This window comes from Acinetobacter sp. 243_ASPC (assembly GCF_001054715.1).
Lineage (GTDB): Bacteria > Pseudomonadota > Gammaproteobacteria > Pseudomonadales > Moraxellaceae > Acinetobacter > Acinetobacter soli.
Map to the genome: position 1 here is coordinate 91154 of NZ_JVOR01000105.1, position 16318 is coordinate 107471.

Annotated in this window: 20 protein-coding genes and 1 riboswitch; of the genes, 5 read left to right on the plus strand and 15 right to left on the minus strand. The window is 42.8% G+C overall.

Translation table 11 applies throughout. The features are described 5' to 3' along the window. Window positions 1-64: 64 nt before the first annotated feature. From ADA42_RS14505 to rpoD, 6 genes are all read right to left on the minus strand, one after another. A complete protein-coding gene (locus ADA42_RS14505; RefSeq protein ID WP_004943238.1) occupies window positions 65-1462 on the minus strand; it encodes an APC family permease in 1398 nt (465 codons plus the stop codon). Between the two features lie 262 nt (window positions 1463-1724). After that, window positions 1725-2909, minus strand: a complete 1185-nt coding sequence (locus tag ADA42_RS14510; protein ID WP_004941054.1) for an iron-containing alcohol dehydrogenase — start codon at window positions 2907-2909, stop codon at window positions 1725-1727. 1 nt (window position 2910) lies between these two features. Beyond that, window positions 2911-3444, minus strand: coding sequence for a hypothetical protein (locus ADA42_RS14515; RefSeq protein ID WP_048765925.1), 534 nt, complete (start codon window positions 3442-3444; stop codon window positions 2911-2913). A 76-nt stretch (window positions 3445-3520) separates the two neighbouring features. Continuing rightward, a complete protein-coding gene (gene lipB, locus ADA42_RS14520) occupies window positions 3521-4180 on the minus strand; it encodes a lipoyl(octanoyl) transferase LipB (RefSeq protein ID WP_048765927.1) in 660 nt (219 codons plus the stop codon). 85 nt (window positions 4181-4265) lie between these two features. Then, window positions 4266-4553: a YbeD family protein gene (locus ADA42_RS14525; protein WP_004941045.1), complete on the minus strand. Its 288-nt coding sequence runs from the start codon at window positions 4551-4553 to the stop codon at window positions 4266-4268. Between the two features lie 104 nt (window positions 4554-4657). Further along, window positions 4658-6544: an RNA polymerase sigma factor RpoD gene (rpoD, locus tag ADA42_RS14530; RefSeq protein ID WP_004941043.1), complete on the minus strand. Its 1887-nt coding sequence runs from the start codon at window positions 6542-6544 to the stop codon at window positions 4658-4660. A 364-nt stretch (window positions 6545-6908) separates the two neighbouring features. On the opposite strand from rpoD, the gene ADA42_RS14535 reads away from it, so the two are divergent. Continuing rightward, window positions 6909-7121: a PA3496 family putative envelope integrity protein gene (locus ADA42_RS14535; RefSeq protein ID WP_004941040.1), complete on the plus strand. Its 213-nt coding sequence runs from the start codon at window positions 6909-6911 to the stop codon at window positions 7119-7121. 73 nt (window positions 7122-7194) lie between these two features. Next, window positions 7195-7719, plus strand: a complete 525-nt coding sequence (locus tag ADA42_RS14540; protein ID WP_004941036.1) for a YecA family protein — start codon at window positions 7195-7197, stop codon at window positions 7717-7719. A gap of 115 nt (window positions 7720-7834) precedes the next feature. Here ADA42_RS14540 and tmpT read toward each other — a convergent pair whose 3' ends face one another. Together tmpT and ADA42_RS14550 are read right to left on the minus strand one after the other, a co-directional pair. Then, window positions 7835-8479: a thiopurine S-methyltransferase gene (tmpT, locus tag ADA42_RS14545; protein ID WP_004941034.1), complete on the minus strand. Its 645-nt coding sequence runs from the start codon at window positions 8477-8479 to the stop codon at window positions 7835-7837. A gap of 37 nt (window positions 8480-8516) precedes the next feature. After that, window positions 8517-8993 (minus strand): DUF2938 family protein, encoded by a 477-nt coding sequence (locus ADA42_RS14550; RefSeq protein WP_048765929.1) that lies wholly within the window; start codon window positions 8991-8993, stop codon window positions 8517-8519. 64 nt (window positions 8994-9057) lie between these two features. Here ADA42_RS14550 and ADA42_RS14555 point away from each other — a divergent pair, with 64 nt between their 5' ends. Continuing rightward, the gene (locus tag ADA42_RS14555) at window positions 9058-9468 is read left to right on the plus strand and encodes a MerR family DNA-binding protein (protein WP_004941025.1); all 411 of its coding nucleotides are present in this window, start codon (window positions 9058-9060) and stop codon (window positions 9466-9468) included. A gap of 25 nt (window positions 9469-9493) precedes the next feature. Here ADA42_RS14555 and ADA42_RS14560 read toward each other — a convergent pair whose 3' ends face one another. After that, window positions 9494-10099 (minus strand): DedA family protein, encoded by a 606-nt coding sequence (locus ADA42_RS14560; RefSeq protein WP_048765930.1) that lies wholly within the window; start codon window positions 10097-10099, stop codon window positions 9494-9496. A gap of 292 nt (window positions 10100-10391) precedes the next feature. On the opposite strand from ADA42_RS14560, the gene ADA42_RS14565 reads away from it, so the two are divergent. Further along, the gene (locus ADA42_RS14565) at window positions 10392-10943 is read left to right on the plus strand and encodes a GNAT family N-acetyltransferase (protein WP_048765932.1); all 552 of its coding nucleotides are present in this window, start codon (window positions 10392-10394) and stop codon (window positions 10941-10943) included. A 48-nt stretch (window positions 10944-10991) separates the two neighbouring features. Here ADA42_RS14565 and ADA42_RS14570 read toward each other — a convergent pair whose 3' ends face one another. Further along, a complete protein-coding gene (locus ADA42_RS14570; RefSeq protein WP_004943210.1) occupies window positions 10992-11924 on the minus strand; it encodes a rhodanese-related sulfurtransferase in 933 nt (310 codons plus the stop codon). 275 nt (window positions 11925-12199) lie between these two features. On the opposite strand from ADA42_RS14570, the gene ADA42_RS14575 reads away from it, so the two are divergent. Next, window positions 12200-12688 (plus strand): DUF1289 domain-containing protein, encoded by a 489-nt coding sequence (locus tag ADA42_RS14575; protein WP_004941011.1) that lies wholly within the window; start codon window positions 12200-12202, stop codon window positions 12686-12688. Between the two features lie 38 nt (window positions 12689-12726). On the opposite strand, the gene ribB is transcribed toward ADA42_RS14575, so the two are convergent. From ribB to ADA42_RS14600, 5 genes are all read right to left on the minus strand, one after another. Beyond that, window positions 12727-13386, minus strand: coding sequence for a 3,4-dihydroxy-2-butanone-4-phosphate synthase (ribB, locus tag ADA42_RS14580; protein ID WP_048765934.1), 660 nt, complete (start codon window positions 13384-13386; stop codon window positions 12727-12729). Between the two features lie 98 nt (window positions 13387-13484). Then, window positions 13485-13631, minus strand: a riboswitch (FMN riboswitch). A 143-nt stretch (window positions 13632-13774) separates the two neighbouring features. Continuing rightward, on the minus strand, window positions 13775-14155 hold the full coding sequence (gene panD, locus ADA42_RS14585) for an aspartate 1-decarboxylase (RefSeq protein ID WP_004941003.1): 381 nt from the start codon (window positions 14153-14155) through the stop codon (window positions 13775-13777). Between the two features lie 136 nt (window positions 14156-14291). After that, window positions 14292-14873 (minus strand): aminoacyl-tRNA hydrolase, encoded by a 582-nt coding sequence (gene pth, locus ADA42_RS14590; RefSeq protein WP_004941001.1) that lies wholly within the window; start codon window positions 14871-14873, stop codon window positions 14292-14294. A gap of 19 nt (window positions 14874-14892) precedes the next feature. Further along, complete coding sequence (rplY, locus tag ADA42_RS14595) at window positions 14893-15189, minus strand: 50S ribosomal protein L25 (RefSeq protein WP_004941000.1); 297 nt, start codon at window positions 15187-15189, stop codon at window positions 14893-14895. Window positions 15190-15285: 96 nt separating this feature from the next. After that, entirely contained in the window at window positions 15286-16239 is a 954-nt protein-coding gene (locus ADA42_RS14600) for a ribose-phosphate pyrophosphokinase (protein WP_004929444.1), read from the minus strand. Between the last annotated feature and the right edge of the window lie 79 nt (window positions 16240-16318).

A 16318-nucleotide genomic window follows, 5' to 3' on the forward strand; every position in this document is an offset into this window, starting at 1 on the left:
TTTGTTCTGTAGCTTAGAGCAACAGAAATAAAAAAGGCGCGATGCGCCTTTTTTATTTCTTGGTTTATAACTTGTCGTCAAACTCATTATGCTGAGGTGCTGAGTATTTAAAACCTTTGGTTTTATAACCTAAGTACAAAATACCAAACATCGCCCACCACAAGCCGTATTTTAGCGCAGTGTCTTCAATTTCAAGCCACATGGCAAAAATACTAAAAAAGCCCAACAACGGAATGATTACAAAGTTTAAGATATCTTTAAAGTTTTTGGTGCGTCCATCACGAAGTGCATAGCGTGAAATGACCGACAGATTCACGAAGGTGAATGCTGTTAGGGCACCGAAACTGATCATTGAGATAATGATATCTAAGTCCATAAAGCCTGCAGCCAAGGCAACCACACCTACAATCATAATATTGTAAGACGGGGTATAACTGCTGCTGCTGATATGGCCAAAAATCTTCTTGTTGATAATCCCGTCACGGCCCATCACGTACATCAAACGCGATACGCCCGCATGTGCCGAAATACCCGACGCCATAACGGTCACAATTGCAAAAGCCAATACGTATGACTGAAACAGTGATCCACCTACAAGCATCAAGATATCAGGCTGGGTGGCTGCAATATCAGCAAAGTAGCTTTTTGGATCGCCCGGGAAATAAATCTGGATGAAGTACGTGCTGGCAATAAAAATGACACCCGCCAACAACGCTGTCAGAAAAATTGCTTTAGGTAGCGTTTTTTCCGTATCTTTGGTTTCTTCAGCCAGTGAGCTTAATGAGTCAAATCCGGTAAACGAGAAGCATAGCAAGGTGGCACCCGTTACGATTGCACCCAAGGAGGTCAGTTCGTTCCAAAAAGGTTCGAGGCTCCAGAGCTGATAGCGTGTTTCAGCAGTCATTGGTCCGTCTGCATTTAAGCCCATCTGGAGTTTTTCATAGACCAGATAAGTAAAGACGGCAATCACAATCAATTGAACCAAAACAATCCAGCTATTGAAATGCGCGACGAATTTCGCACCACGAAGGTTCACTCCCGTCATAAATGCGGTCAGTACAATGACCCAGACCCAGTGATTCACTGATGGGAACAACGCCTGTAAATAAATGACAGCCAGAATGATGTTGACCATAGGCGAGAGCAGATAGTCCAGCCATGATGACCAGCCGACCATAAAGCCAACATTGGGATGAATCGATTTTTGCGCATAGGTGTACGCAGATCCGGAAGACGGATAGCGACGAATCATATGGCCATAACTGATCGAGGTCAGCAAGATCGCAATCAGAGCAATGATATACGATGTGGGTACATGATGATGACTTTCTTCTGATACTAGGCCAAAAGTGTCAAATAGGGTCATCGGTTGAATATAAGCCAAACCGATGATGATGATGTGCCAGAGTCCTAGCGTCTTTTGCAGTTTAGCCGCAGGTTGAGTCCCAGTGTGAGTTGTCAACGGCGTATCCTCATAATCGTTGATCAAGGATCAGTCATGTCTGTTAAGGATCGTTTGAGACGAACGATCCCCCCTATACAAAAAGTAAAGTGCGCCAATCTATCCTAAAATGGGGCCTTTTGTCAGTAACTTTGTTGAATTTTTAGCAAATTTTTTGCCAACTTGACCAGTAAAAAAAATGAATAAAAATTCATCTAAAAATAAAAGAGTCTGAACTTAAAGTAAATTCAGACTCTTAGCAAAATTATAAAAAAATGAAGAATTACCAAGCTTTTTTCAAAATCGCTTTTAGATCAGCTAAGCTCGCTTCTTTTGGGTTATAAATAATTGAGCCATCATTGAGTGCTTTTTCAGCCACTTCATCGAGCTGAGCTTCGCTTATTTTGCCTGTTTCACGTAAGGTACGTGGCAGTTTGGTCATGCTGAATAAACGATCACGCATGGCCAAAATGGTGGAAATGGCCTTGTCTGCACGTTGATTGGCTGGTGTTTGTGCATAAATATCAGCGCCAGCCAGTGGCAGCAAGAGGTCGGCAATTTTTGGACCATTCACGTCTTTGTTGTATTCAAGCACGTACGGTAAGAATAGATTCATACATAAACCGTGCGGCAAATGCGCAACTGCACCCAAAGCATGACCGAGTGAATGCACCAGACCGACCATCGAATTTGAAAAAGCAATGCCGGCCATGGTAGAGGCTTGTGCCAGTTCAAGACGGCCTTGGGCATCGTTTGGATTTTCAATGACTTGAAACAGATGCTCGCTGATTTTTTTAATTCCGGCGCTGGCGTAAGCATCACTAATTGGATTTGCGGCTAGGCAGGTATAGGCTTCGACACAGTGGGTTAAAGCATCCATACCAGTCATTGCAGTGAGATGAGCGGGTAACGTCAGGGTCATGCGCGGATCTAAAATGGCAGCATGTGGCATCAAATAGTTCGAAGCAAAGGCCATTTTGACATTTTTTTCCGTATCTGACACAACGGCCACCATAGTGGCCTCAGAGCCTGTACCTGAGGTGGTCGGAATAACAAAAAACGGCTTTAACGGTTTAGGTAGATTGTGGGCACCTGAATATTTTAAGAGATCATCACCGCCCTCAGAAACCAGAATATTGGTGGCTTTCGAGGTATCAATCACGGAGCCGCCACCAATGGCAATAATGGCATCACAGCCATGCTCACGATACAACTCTGCTGCACGTCGAACCGTTTGCAGGCTAGAGTCGGGTGGAACATCATCAAAAATATAACCAATTACCGTATCGGTTGAGCCAAATGCTGCTTCGATGGGTTCGAGTAACTTGTTGGCACGCACGCCTTTGTCGGTAATGATAAAGGCTTTTTTTGCGCCCAAGGTAGCCAGTTCAAACGGAATATGTTCAAGCGCGGCATGGCCAGCAATCACTTTGACAGGACAGAAAAACTCATAGTAAGGCTTGGCCATGTTAAATACTCCGTTTTAAGTATGATTGTGCGACTTTAAGATAAATATGGGCGGCGCCGGTCAATTTGTCCTTCAATGCCAGCTCGCTTGGGTACTCTTTTACTGCAAGTGAAGCCACGACTTTAGGTAAAATCAAGGCTTCCATTTTATTTAGACACCGTACCAGACGAATTGCATACGACAGATCACCATCAGCAATCATACGGTCATTGGCAAATGCCTGTGCGGTACTTTCCTGAAAAGAAAATACTAAAAAAGCATGACTTAAATGCTTAAAGGTAATGGTGAGATCGGGTTTGATGTCGGTATTGGAAAGTAACTGAAGACGTTTATCTGGTGTTATCCGTGCCACGAAAGCTGGACCATGTGGAAAAACGTTCATTGATAAAACAAAATTGGCTGGAAACTTGGCAACTTCCTGTTGAATCTCTTGATCGACTTCACTTGCCATGGCAAGCCCGCGCCCAATCACATCCATCATGAGTTTGACGTAGCTCAGCTGCAATGCAGGTTTAACGGCTTTTATTGGAATCACTCTACTTTCCCTTTGCAGTTTCTAATTTTATTTAGAGTATTTACTCTAATTGATTTTTTGATGATCGAAAAGTGATTTATCGTGTGATGACTTGTACGTCACTAAAATCTTCGCGGGATTTAAAATAGTTCACTACCTGATCGCATAACTGTTCAAAGCTAGGATACGCAACCAGTAAGTCACATAACCGTACCATTTCGAGCCCAGCATAACCACAAGGATTAATACTTTGAAAGCCACTCAGGTCGCAATCGATATTTAAAGCCAGCCCATGATAACTGCGTCCGCGACGAATTTTAAACCCCAGTGAACCAATTTTACGCCCTGCAACATACACACCCGGGGCATCAGCTTTGGCATAAGCTTCAATGCCATAAGCTTGAAGCAGATCAATCATGAGTTGTTCAGCAAAAGAAACCAGCGTTCGAACATTCCATTTCAAACGGTTCAGATCAAATAAAAAGTAGATCACCATTTGTCCCGGACCATGCCACGTAACCTGACCGCCTCGATCAGATTGAACTACAGGAATGTCGGTTTGCAGCAAGATATGTTCTGGCTTTCCAGCCTGACCTTGAGTTAAAACAGGCTGATGTTGCAAAATCCACAATTGATCGGGAGTATCGGCATCCCGCTCATTGGTGAAGGTTTTCATTTCATCAAACAGATCTGCATAGGGATGCAACTGGGTGTATTGTCGAATGACGAGTGTAGGTTTTAAAACAGTATCATTCACAGATCGTATCTCTTCGTGTTTGAAGTGAAAGCAGAAATTAGATAGGCAAATAAAGAAAAACACGCCACAGGGCGTGTTTTAAAGCTTAAAGTGCAGTACGAATCAGTGGGCAAGCCGCCAAATCTGCATACAGTGCGTGCACTTGTTCAAGTTCTTCAAAGCGCAATTGCGCTGTTAAAGAATGATATTTTCCTGTACGTGATGGTTGCACCTTGATTGATGCAGCATCAAATTCAGGAAAGTGCTTCTGCAAAATATCAACAACAGCTACGCGAAGCTCATCTCCTGCATTACCAATCAATTTGATTGGATAATCCATTGGAAAAACCCAAAGATGTTCTTGTAATTCACGAGAAGGAGTGCGGTCTAACATATCAGTCTCCATAGTTAATGCCTAAGAAGATGCAGGCATTAAAGTATTTGGATCTTAAATGGGGGCAATCACCTGAGTATCAAGTGACTACTGATCAGCAGTGCTTAGTCATTTTCAAGGAATGAACGTAAGTGTTCAGAACGTGAAGGATGACGCAATTTGCGCAGTGCTTTCGCCTCAATTTGACGGATACGTTCACGTGTCACATCAAACTGTTTACCCACTTCTTCTAGCGTATGATCCGTTGGCATGTCGATACCAAAGCGCATTTTCAAGACTTTTGCTTCACGTTCAGTCAAATTTTCAAGCACTTCACGTGTTGCTTCTTTTAAGCCTTCTGAGGTTGCCGCATCAACTGGTGAAGTGATGTTTGAATCCTCGATAAAATCACCCAAATGCGAATCTTCGTCATCACCGATTGGTGTCTCCATCGAAATCGGTTCTTTGGCGATTTTAAGCACTTTACGGACTTTTACTTCGTCCATTTCCAAACGTTCACCCAGTTCTTCAGGTGTCGGTTCACGGCCCATTTCTTGTAGAAGCTGGCGAGATACACGGTTGATCTTGTTAATGGTTTCAATCATGTGTACCGGAATACGGATGGTACGTGCTTGGTCGGCAATCGAACGGGTAATGGCCTGACGAATCCACCATGTTGCATAGGTCGAAAATTTATAACCACGACGGTATTCAAATTTATCAACCGCTTTCATCAAGCCGATGTTACCTTCTTGAATGAGATCAAGGAATTGCAAACCACGGTTGGTGTACTTTTTCGCAATTGAAATGACCAGACGCAAGTTGGCTTCAACCATTTCTTTCTTGGCACGACGTGCTTTGGCTTCACCAACAGCCATACGTTTAGCAATTTCTTTGATCTCGCGGACGTTTAGATCCAGATCTTTCTCGATTTCAGCAATTTTTTGCTGGAAAGCCAAGATATCTGGGCGCACCTTTTCAAGATGGCCTTTGGTTTCGGCTGGTGCTTTTGCAATCTGTTCTTCAAGCCAGCTTGGGTTTGACTCTTGTCCCGGAAATGTAGTACGGAACTGGGTACGATCCATACGACCACGGCGGACAGCATAACGCATCACTTCACGTTCGTTAGAACGAATTTGCTCGTGTGTACCGCGAATCATCTCAGAGATAATATCAAACAGGCGAGGCGTGAACTTAAACATCATGAACACAGTGGCCAAAGACTCAAGTGCAGCTTTAGCTTCGTCGCTGTTACGACCATGTTTGGCAATCACAGATTTAGTGTTGTTCCACGCAGCTTCGAGTTCTTCAAAGCGAACTTTTGCAATTTCTGGATCTGGGCCTGAATCGCCTTCAGAGTCATCATCGCTTTCAGACTCTTCCTCTTCTTCATCCTCGTCATCGAGCTTGACCTCTTTGGTCGATTTAGTCGATGCATCATCGTCTTGATCAATCTCGGCTTCTTCTTCCAGAACTTCTGGAATCTCTTCGTCTGATTCAGGATCAAGATAACCAGACAAAATGTCGGCTAGACGGCGTTCGCCAGTCACATAATCATTATATTCTTGTAATACAACTTCAACAGCATTTGGCCAGTAAGCAATCGAATGAAGAACGTCACGAATACCTTCTTCAATACGTTTTGCAATGCTGATTTCGCCTTCGCGCGTTAAGAGTTCAACCGTTCCCATTTCACGCATGTACATACGTACAGGGTCTGTTGTACGGCCCGGTTCATTTTCCACAGACGCAAGTACAGCTGCAGCTTCTTCTTCTGCAACTTCATCGGCTTCTGTCGAATCACCGAACATCGTATCATCAGATTCAGGTGCACGTTCATGCACAGGAATACCAACGTCTTGAAGCATCTGGATAATGTCTTCAATCTGTTCGCTTTCTGTGATTGAGTCTGGGAGATGATCGTTAACCTCAGCGTAGGTTAAGTAACCTTGTTCTTTGCCTCGGCTAATCAGAGCCGCTACTTGAGAAGTAGGGGAATGCATATCGCTCATCTTTGCTTACTCTTCGTTGAATCTGTGGCAGTAAAAAACCGTGCATGATAGCACAATTCGCTATAAATGTTTTCAATTTGATCGATCAGATATAAATGAAAAAAATCTTTGATTTCACAGCTATTTTTTGAATATTGGGACAAAACGAATGTTTTTCAAGTGCAATGCCTGTTTATTTTTTCTTCCTGCTTCGCACATGATTCTCAACACTATCAAGACTTTTCTGAATATACAATTTTTTTGACGAAAAAAAATTCAAAAACCCTGAATTTATGAAAAAAAATAAATAAAACTTGACAAGGATTTTAAAGGGAGATAAATAGCGCCTAGAACATTCACATTTTTTCATTATGAGGTAGTTTTAGTGTCTTCTACAGATTTTGAATTAGATGATAACTACGGTGATGATGATGATGTTAGTTTTGATGAAGCATCAGGCAAAATCAGTGCCAAAGAATCATTAGAAAAGCGTCGTTTGATTGACGATCTACTCGCGCAGCGTCGATTGGAGCGTGAGCTGAAAGATTTTGATTATGATCTTGATGATGATGATCTTGATGACGACGACGAAGACTAACATAAATCAGATGTAGTCCATCTACGGCTGAAAATGATATGCTACAGCCTATTTTTATGAAATTGGATACACAATGAGTACTTTGAATTTAGACCTATTGAGCGATTATCTTGACGGTGACCAAAACGAATACGGTCTGGATTTTGCAGCTACTCATGGTTTTTTGTGTGCCATTGCGGTTGGACCACAGTTTGACCGCTGGTTAAATGAATTGTTTGAAGGCAATCAGAAAAGTGTGCCAACAGCAATCATTGAACAGATCAACATTTGGCTTGATCAGATTCGCCAAAATCTGGCCAATGAAGAAGGAATCGAGTTTCCTTTTGAAATTGAAGAAGCCGACACCGAGTCAAGTTTGGGCGACTGGAGCGTTGGTTTTGTCGATGCGATGTTTCTCAACGAAGATGCATGGTTTACACCAGAGCATGAAGAGCAATTGGTCGATTTGACTTTGCCGATTATGGTGTTCAGTGGCATTGATGAAGAAGATCCACAAATGGAATCTTTCCGTCGTAATGGTCAGTTGATGGATGAGCTGGCGGAAGAAATTCCAGAGAACCTAAATGAATTGTATTTGATGTACCATACACCCAACTAAAACGTTTTCGTGCTGCTTTTCGTCAAGTAGTTAAACGCAATGTTTGGCTTATTGGTTTAAAGCTGCGACTTGAACACACAAAAAACACCTCTAAAGAGGTGTTTTTTATTTTCATTTAGCGCGATAAATGCCAGATTTTTTCTTGTGCTTGTCGTCCTTTGTGTTGTTCTGATAATTCCACATGCGCCAGTTGTCGAATTGAATATTGCGATGCATAAAGCTGTTTAATTTCTTCTGTCTCGACCGAGAAAGGCGGGCCTTGAAAACTGTCTTGATCATACTGGTAACTCACCAGAAGCTGCACTGCGCCTTGAGTTATATCGATCAGATGCTGTGCGTAGCGGGCACGCATTTCAGGCGGTAATGCAATTAAGGCTGCGCGGTCATAAATTGCATCGATCTGCCCAATCTCTACATTGGATACATCGAAAAAATCACCAACAAAAAGATCGATTTCTGGATGATGATAGTGAACACATGCTTCAAGCTGTTTTTGTTCAAATACAATGCCCAGATCATCTTTCAACTGTTGCATCAAAGCATGAACTGCAACAGGACTCAGTTCAATCGCCACCACGCGAAAACCTTGTATGAGCAACCAGCCAATATCCAAAGTTTTCCCACTTAAAGGCACCAAAATACGAGCATGTGGCTGGAGTGATAAAGTAGATAAATACTGAATTAAGTAATCATTGGGCTGTGGCTGATGAAAACCAATTCGATTTTCTTGCCAGCGTTGATGCCAAAAATCTTGTTGCATGCCACTATCCTTTGTTTAAAGTATAAGTTGTAACGAGTTAAACCACGTTATTGAATAGATGAATTGCTAAATATAGTCCTATACCAAATACACCATGAGCAAAAACACTTTTAAGTCGCGCTTGCCACGCAGAGGGCACTCGTCGCGCAGCAATTCCAAATCCGAAACAAGGCTGCATTATAAAAAAGGGTATAAGCACGGTGAATAAACCAAATCCCACAGCACAAAAGAACAGAGGTTGCTGTTCGCTAGGGATTGCTAAATAATAAAGACCAGCAAAGCCTACACCAATCATATAATGTGCGAGCCAGCCCACCCATTTTTCATGGGTAAGTCGAGCTGAGTTAATGATATTACGATGACAAAAAAATCCTTTTGGCATAGATAAAAGCCACCGACCCACCAATGAATAGTCCAGTGATTGCACTCCAAACCAAAATTTTAACGCTGCCCTAGAAAGATCCATACAGATTGTTGCAGCCACACCGATCCAGAAAATATATACCACTTCCATTATTGCTTTAGCCTGATAAAGTAAGATACTACAGTCTACAAATTGAAGTGAACTTCAAGTCAAGATGAATGAGATCACGATTTCAACGCTTGTCCGTCAGACCGGATTAACAAGCTCAGCGCTGCGATATTATGAACGCATGGGCTTAATTCGTTCTATTGGGCGTAAAGGTTTGCAACGCGTCTTTTCTGAGCAGGTGTTAGAACAACTCGCTTTGATTGAATTAGGTAAAAAGGCAGGATTTAGTATTGCTGAAATTAAAGCCATGTTGGGGCGGCCAGATTCACAGGTAGATAAATTAAAACTTGAGGAAAAAGCACAGGAACTGGAGCAGAAAATAAGAGAACTTGAATCGCTCAGAAAAATGCTAAACCATGCCACGCAGTGTAGTTTTATCAATCCGTTGGAGTGCCCAAAGTTCAAGCGCATCATGGCATTGTCCAAAGCTGGATCAGTTTTAATCACTAAAGATTAAGATATCGAAGTGAAATGAACTATATTTAAGCTTTGCGTTTGAAGAATTTTCTATACAACCACATCAAACCTAACACTGCAACAATTGCCAAAATGACATATCCCACACGATGCATGATTGCAAACATGAGTGCTTGATTTTCACCAAAGTAAAAGCCCACACAAGCTAAAAATGTGGTCCAGATCAGTGTACCCAAGCTACTGTAGAGCATAAATTTCCAAAAGGGCATATGACTCATGCCAGCCGGAATACTAATGAGGGAGCGAACAGCCGGAATCATGCGTCCGAAAAAGACAATTCTGTGACCATAATGCTCAAACCATTCAAGTGCCTTGTGTACGTCTTTGCGCTTAATGAATAGATATTTGCCATAACGGTCTACAAGTTTAAATAAAGATTCTTGAGAAATCTTACGACCCAAAGCATACAAAACGGCTGCGGCAACAATCGAACCAAAGCTGCCAGCAACAATCACACCGACAATCTGTAACTGACCACGTGAGGCGGTGTAGCCTGCACTGGGCATAATAATTTCAGAGGGAATAGGAGGGAAGACATTGTCTAGAAACATTAAGAAGGCGATGCCCAAATAGCCTAAACGTTCAATAATCTGTATGACCCAATTTTCCATAGAATTGAATTGGTAAATAAAAAGATAGTAATGACAGTGCTTTAAATTTCAAAGATTTGTTATGTAAATTTATACATCGGCCTACTAAGATGCTCAAAAATGCTGAGACGTAATTTACGATCGAGTGTCGTATCAAGCGTACTGTCAGCTGTAAATCCTGCTGTCAAATTGTAAATATTGCGCTATTTGTTGGGTGAATCGTATAAGGTAAAACGGTAAAACCACCATATAAACTTTTATTAATCCAAATGAAAAAACGAATTAAAAAGTCAAATGATCTAAAGGCATCAGCATGCAAAAAATAGAAATAACGCAAGCAACTCCGCAAGATTTAGATTGGATCGTCGCGCTTTACCAAGCCAATACCAAACAACAGCTTCAGCAGCCAGTGCAGGGCTTTGTGCAGGATAATCCGCATTTTGAGCAGTTGGCACAAAAATGGATTGAGTCTTCATCGATTTATAAAGCTGAAATTGGGCAGCAGCCTGCAGGTTTTCTGGTACTTCAGCAGATGCATTCAATGAATGGCCCTGAAATTATTCAGTATATTCATCAACATGCCGATATCTTGGTGTTGAATGAAAGCCATCTGGCCGATATGCGTTATGCCACGTATGGACCTATTTTAGTTCATCATGATTATCGGGGCATGGGTGTTGCTAAGCGCTTATATGATCAGGCGATCCAAGATTTAAAACAGCAATCTTTTGATGCCTTGATTGCTTTTATTGATCTTGAAAATTCTACCTCGCTAAAAGTACATATCGATGGATTGGGCATGCGTATTATCGATAAAGTTGTACTTGCTTCAGGTCAGTTTTATATCATTGGTCAGGTCGTATAGAAACAAAAAAGCCGAAACAGTGTTTCGGCTTTATGATGTATTGATGAATTAAAGACGTTTACGTTTCGCGGCTGCAATTTGTGATTGACGCATACGGAAACCTTCTTTTTGTTTTTCTGTGGTTTTGTCTATGCAGTATACGCACGATACGCCGTGTTCATAACTTGGAAGCGCCACCTCTTCAGGTGTGAGCGGCCAGCCACATGCATGGCATTTTACATTTTGGCCTTCTTCGACACCGTGAGTGACTGCTGTACGGCCATCAAATACGAAACATTCACCTTCCCACATGCTTTCTTCGGCAGGTGTTTCCTCTAAGTACTTTAAAATGCCGCCTTTAAGGTGATACACCTCTTCAAAACCTTCTTGGAGCAATAAGGAGGTCGATTTTTCACAGCGAATCCCGCCCGTACAAAACATCGCAATCTTTTTATCTTTATGCTGTTCAAGATTCTTTTTCACATAATCTGGAAACTCACGGAAAGTTTCTGTTTTAGGATCGATCGCGCCTTTAAATGTCCCGGCCTTGTACTCATAATCATTTCGGGTATCAATCAGAATAACATCGTCACGACGGATCAAATCATTCCACTCTTTTGGATCTAAATAATGTCCAACCAGATCACGTGGCTTCACTTCCACACCCAAAGTCACAATTTCTTGTTTGAGTTTGATTTTCATTTTTCGAAATGGCTTGTCTGAGCTATGCGATTCTTTGTATTCCATCGCATTGAAGCCTTCATTCAATAAAAACTGGCGAATAGTATCAATTGCGTGGCGGTCACCTGCAACGGTACCGTTAATGCCTTCACTCGCTACGATTAGAGTTCCACACAGATTGATGGTTTTGACCAGATCAAGAAGACGTTGTTGCAAATCTGCAGCATCGGCTACTTCTTTAAATTGGTACAACGCGGCAACCACCCAATCATTGGTCGCTTGCTGTTCTACAGGTGCAAGCTGTTCTACAGTAGCGTTCATGGAAAACTCCAAACATAGATAACAAAAATTTAGGCGCATATTCTAGCTCGAATTTTTCCAATTGGCGAGAATTCAATACATTTTATAGGGATTTATTTGTCTAAGATGGAATATGTAAAAATGCCTAAGTTTTATTCAAAATCACAGGATGGATTTTAAAGTTTAAAGACTAAATATTGTGTTTTTTTAGATAAAGCATACAATATATAGTAGTTTTTGGCGTTTATGAATCATCCTATAAACGCGTATTGTAATTAATCGATAGGGAGATAAGTGTGACGCAAGATCGACGCATTACCACTTTGACGCCTTGTGCGGGGCGCTGTTCGACGACGTTTGGAGATAACGTCTGCCGTGGTTGTCGTCGTTTTAGCCATGAAATTATTCATTGGAACAGTTACACCCCAGAGCAGCAATTAAGCATCTGGACACGTTTAGACATTCAGTTAGACCAGATTCTAATTCCGATGCTCCCTCATGCCAATCTGGCGCAAGCTTTCGCGTTTCTCAAATTAAAGCGCGTACGTCTGTTTGAGCATGCATCTACTGGCCGCACTTTGTATCATGCCTTGAAAGTGTGCGAAAAAAATATCTATCTGGCCGATGAAAGTGGTCTAGGGATTCAAAGTCACCAAGTCAAACCGCTCTGGCAAGAGTTCGAACGTCGCATTTTATCCTTGGCTCAGGCCAGCTATGATTTTGCATGGTTACGCGCCGATGGCATGAAACAACACTTACTCGAAACGGTAGAAGATGACTTTTAAAAAAAGCCCGATGTCGGGCTTTTTTTGATCTGATAATCTTAAATTTGATGCTTTAGGCGATACTGCACCAATTCTTCAATGGTAATTACGGTCAAATGATGAGTTTGTGCATAGGCCAACACCTGAATACCTGCTGCCATTGTGCCATCTGGATTGGTCAATTCACATAACACGCCCGAAGGTTTTAAGCCTGCCAAACGTGCCAGATCAATTGTGGCTTCGGTATGACCACGGCGAGCCAATACGCCACCATCACGCGCGCGCAAAGGGAAGACATGGCCTGGACGATTTAGATCACTGGCGACCGCACCATCTTTAATGGCAGCTTGAATGGTGGTAACACGGTCTTTGGCTGAAACGCCTGTGGTGACGCCATATGCAGCCTCAATGGTGACGGTAAAGGCGGTATGAAACTGGCTGGAATTGTTTTGTACCATAGGAGGCAGCTCCAGATGATCGGCCAGTTGTTCTGAAAGGCAAAAACACACAATACCTGAACCGTCTCGAATCATACGCGCCATGGTCTCTACATTGAGGGTTTCGGCTGCCACAATCAGATCGGCTTCATTTTCACGATCAAAGTCGTCCATCACCAATACCGGTTTTCCGGCACGCATATCTTCAAGTGCTTGCTGAATACGTTGTTCGGCTGGAGAGAGGGCAGAGAAGAAAATTTCGGGTTGAATCAAACTAGACATATGAAATGCTCACGTAATGGACTGTACGGTTAAACATTTCAGGACTGATGAGAAATGGGGGCGCAGCAATACCACCCCAAAATGGTGGTATCGTAAAACGTCGTCTTCTTTCATCCGGACTATACCGTCGGCTCTGGAATTACACCAGATCTGCGCTGAAAGCATGACTCACTTTGCTGCGCTCGCGGGCTTGCTCGTGCTGAGCTTACCGCCGGTGGGGAATTGCACCCCGCCCTGAAGCGATGTGTGAATAGTATAGCGTTTTTTGCATGATTTCCGAGAGCCTTTTTTAGAACAATCAGTTCTATGCATAGTGTAAATTTTGCTTTGCCAAGCGGTACAAACACCCAAAAGCCCGCAGATTGCGGGCCTTTGGGTGTACAGTCATTTAAGCGACTTGTACCGGAATACAGTTTGCCGTGTGGTTGACGGTATTATCTGGATTTGCATACACTAAACGCGGTTTGTGCGCATTTGCTTCCACTTCGGTAAAGTCACCAAAGGTTGCAATAATAACTAGATCACCTACATCTGCCTGATGTGCAGCGCCACCATTCACCGAAATAATGCCTGAACGTTCTTCACCACGAATGGCATAAGTGGTAAAGCGTTTGCCATTGGTGACATTCCAGACATGAATTTCTTCATATTCACGTATCCCTGCCAAATCCATCAAGACACCATCAATCGCACAAGAGCCTTCATAATGAAGTTCGGCATGTGTGACTACGGCACGGTGAATTTTGCATTTTAATAATCGAGATAGCATGGCCAGCGTCTCCTGAGTTGACATAAGCGTCTGATCTTGTCCTTGAATCGGCACACGTTCACATCATTGTGAGCGAGTATGCGCATTTTGCTCTGATTCAAATCGCATGGCAAGCCTGATTGTTCAACAATTTATGCTAATTTGGCTTATATGCATTAATTTGGTTCATGGCTTGAGAGATTTGGCCGTCGACCAACAGTCTTAACTTTGACAAGGCATGATGAATGGCATCGTCCATAAGGCTCTGTTCGCTTTGTGGTGCTTTACCCAAAACGTGCCCAGAAACGCGATCTTTCGATCCAGGATGACCGATTCCAATTCTTAAGCGGTGAAAGTTTGGCCCAATATGCGGCACAATATCACGTAAACCATTATGACCACCGTGTCCGCCGCCTGTTTTTAAGCGAATCACACCTGGGTCCATATCTAGTTCGTCATGCGCAATCAGAATAGATTCAGGGGGAATTTGATAAAACTTTGAAAAAGGAACAACACTTTGTCCCGAACGATTCATGAAGGTCGTTGGAATTAAAAGACGAACATCGTGTCCTTCAATTTGGCCCCGTCCTGTATATCCATGAAACTTTGGATCTTTTTTTAATGTAATGTGATACTGATCTGCAAGTTGCTCAACAAACCAGAATCCTGCATTATGACGGGTCTGGGCGTATTCCGTTCCCGGATTACCCAGACCAACAATTAGCGAAATCTTAGACACTAATTTACGCCTTGAACACTTATGCGCGTTTGAAGTCAGCGTGCATAGGCGTGTTTTTTGCAGGGTGACGTTGTAACGCTTGGATTTTCACGTTTTCAACTTTGTCACCAAGTTTGATTTCAACAACTTCTTCAAAGAAAGCGTTGTTATCAAGCGCTTTAACAAGTTCACGAAGTTCGATTGTTACTGCTACAGGCTCAGCTTCACCACCATAGATGATTGCTGGAACAAGCGCTTCGCGACGAAGGCGGCGGCTCGCACCTTTCCCTTGCTTGTCTTCGTTACGCGCAGTAGCGTTAAGTACAAAATTTGCCATGAGATAAATCCTCATTAAAGTAAAATAAACTAAACTTGCGACCAGTTTAGTGATAGAAAACCCCAGCCAAGGCCAGGGTTTGAAAAATTCGGGCTATTATAGATAACTATCAAACATCGCGCTAATAGATTCTTCGTTATTAATACGACGAATTGTTTCAGCGACCATGCTTGCTACAGATACTTGGCGGATTTTGCCTAAATTCAATGCTTCAGGAGAAAGCGGAATGGTGTCAGTGACTACCAATTCGTCAAGCACAGAATTTTGCAAGTTTTCTAATGCCTTACCTGATAAAACAGGGTGAGTGGCATAAGCAACAACACGACGAGCACCAAATTGTTTCAGTGCATCGGCAGCTTTGCAAAGTGTACCGGCAGTATCAACCATATCGTCAACAATGACACAGTCACGATCTTTCACATCACCAATCAAATGCATCACTTGTGATTCATTTGCTTTTTGACGACGTTTGTCGATGATTGCAAGGTCGATATCACCCATTTGTTTTGCAACAGCGCGTGCACGTACCACACCACCAACGTCAGGTGAAACCACCATCAAGTTGTCATGCGATTGCTGACGCAAATCTGCAAGCAGGGCAGGCGTACCGTAGATGTTGTCGACAGGGATATCGAAGAAGCCTTGGATCTGGTCAGCATGAAGGTCGATCATGACAACACGGTCTACACCCACAGTGGTTAGCATATCTGCAACAACTTTTGCGGTAATAGGAACACGTGCTGAACGCGGACGACGATCTTGACGAGCATAGCCAAAATACGGAATAACAGCGGTAATACGACCAGCGCTAGCGCGACGTAATGCATCTGCCATCACCAAGATTTCCATCAGGTTATCATTGGTTGGAGCACATGTAGGCTGTACGATGAAAACGTCTTTACCACGAACATTTTCAGTAATTTCTACTGAAATTTCCCCATCAGAAAAGTGACCGACTGAAGCAGCACCGAGAGGAATATGTAAATGGCTTACGACTTTCTGGGCGAACTGTGGATGAGCATTTCCACTAAAAACGACAAGATTGGGCATGAAGCACCCTTGGCGGTTGGCATGTAATGAATTTGGATGGCAGGGGCGGCTGGATTCGAACCAACGGATGGCGAGATCA

Bases quoted from the DNA above. Each gene is read 5' to 3' on its own strand.
- ADA42_RS14600 (WP_004929444.1), bottom strand. From the start codon at position 16,239: ATGCCCAATCTTGTCGTTTTTAGTGGAAATGCTCATCCACAGTTCGCC.
- ADA42_RS14525 (WP_004941045.1), bottom strand. From the start codon at position 4,553: ATGTTAGACCGCACTCCTTCTCGTGAATTACAAGAACATCTTTGGGTT.
- ADA42_RS14510 (WP_004941054.1), bottom strand. From the start codon at position 2,909: ATGGCCAAGCCTTACTATGAGTTTTTCTGTCCTGTCAAAGTGATTGCT.
- rplY (WP_004941000.1), bottom strand. From the start codon at position 15,189: ATGGCAAATTTTGTACTTAACGCTACTGCGCGTAACGAAGACAAGCAA.
- ribB (WP_048765934.1), bottom strand. From the start codon at position 13,386: ATGTCTAGTTTGATTCAACCCGAAATTTTCTTCTCTGCCCTCTCTCCA.
- ADA42_RS14560 (WP_048765930.1), bottom strand. From the start codon at position 10,099: ATGGAAAATTGGGTCATACAGATTATTGAACGTTTAGGCTATTTGGGC.
- ADA42_RS14550 (WP_048765929.1), bottom strand. From the start codon at position 8,993: ATGGAAGTGGTATATATTTTCTGGATCGGTGTGGCTGCAACAATCTGT.
- ADA42_RS14540 (WP_004941036.1), top strand. From the start codon at position 7,195: ATGAGTACTTTGAATTTAGACCTATTGAGCGATTATCTTGACGGTGAC.
- ADA42_RS14570 (WP_004943210.1), bottom strand. From the start codon at position 11,924: ATGAACGCTACTGTAGAACAGCTTGCACCTGTAGAACAGCAAGCGACC.
- tmpT (WP_004941034.1), bottom strand. From the start codon at position 8,479: ATGCAACAAGATTTTTGGCATCAACGCTGGCAAGAAAATCGAATTGGT.
- ADA42_RS14565 (WP_048765932.1), top strand. From the start codon at position 10,392: ATGCAAAAAATAGAAATAACGCAAGCAACTCCGCAAGATTTAGATTGG.
- ADA42_RS14555 (WP_004941025.1), top strand. From the start codon at position 9,058: ATGAATGAGATCACGATTTCAACGCTTGTCCGTCAGACCGGATTAACA.
- panD (WP_004941003.1), bottom strand. From the start codon at position 14,155: ATGCTATCTCGATTATTAAAATGCAAAATTCACCGTGCCGTAGTCACA.
- rpoD (WP_004941043.1), bottom strand. From the start codon at position 6,544: ATGAGCGATATGCATTCCCCTACTTCTCAAGTAGCGGCTCTGATTAGC.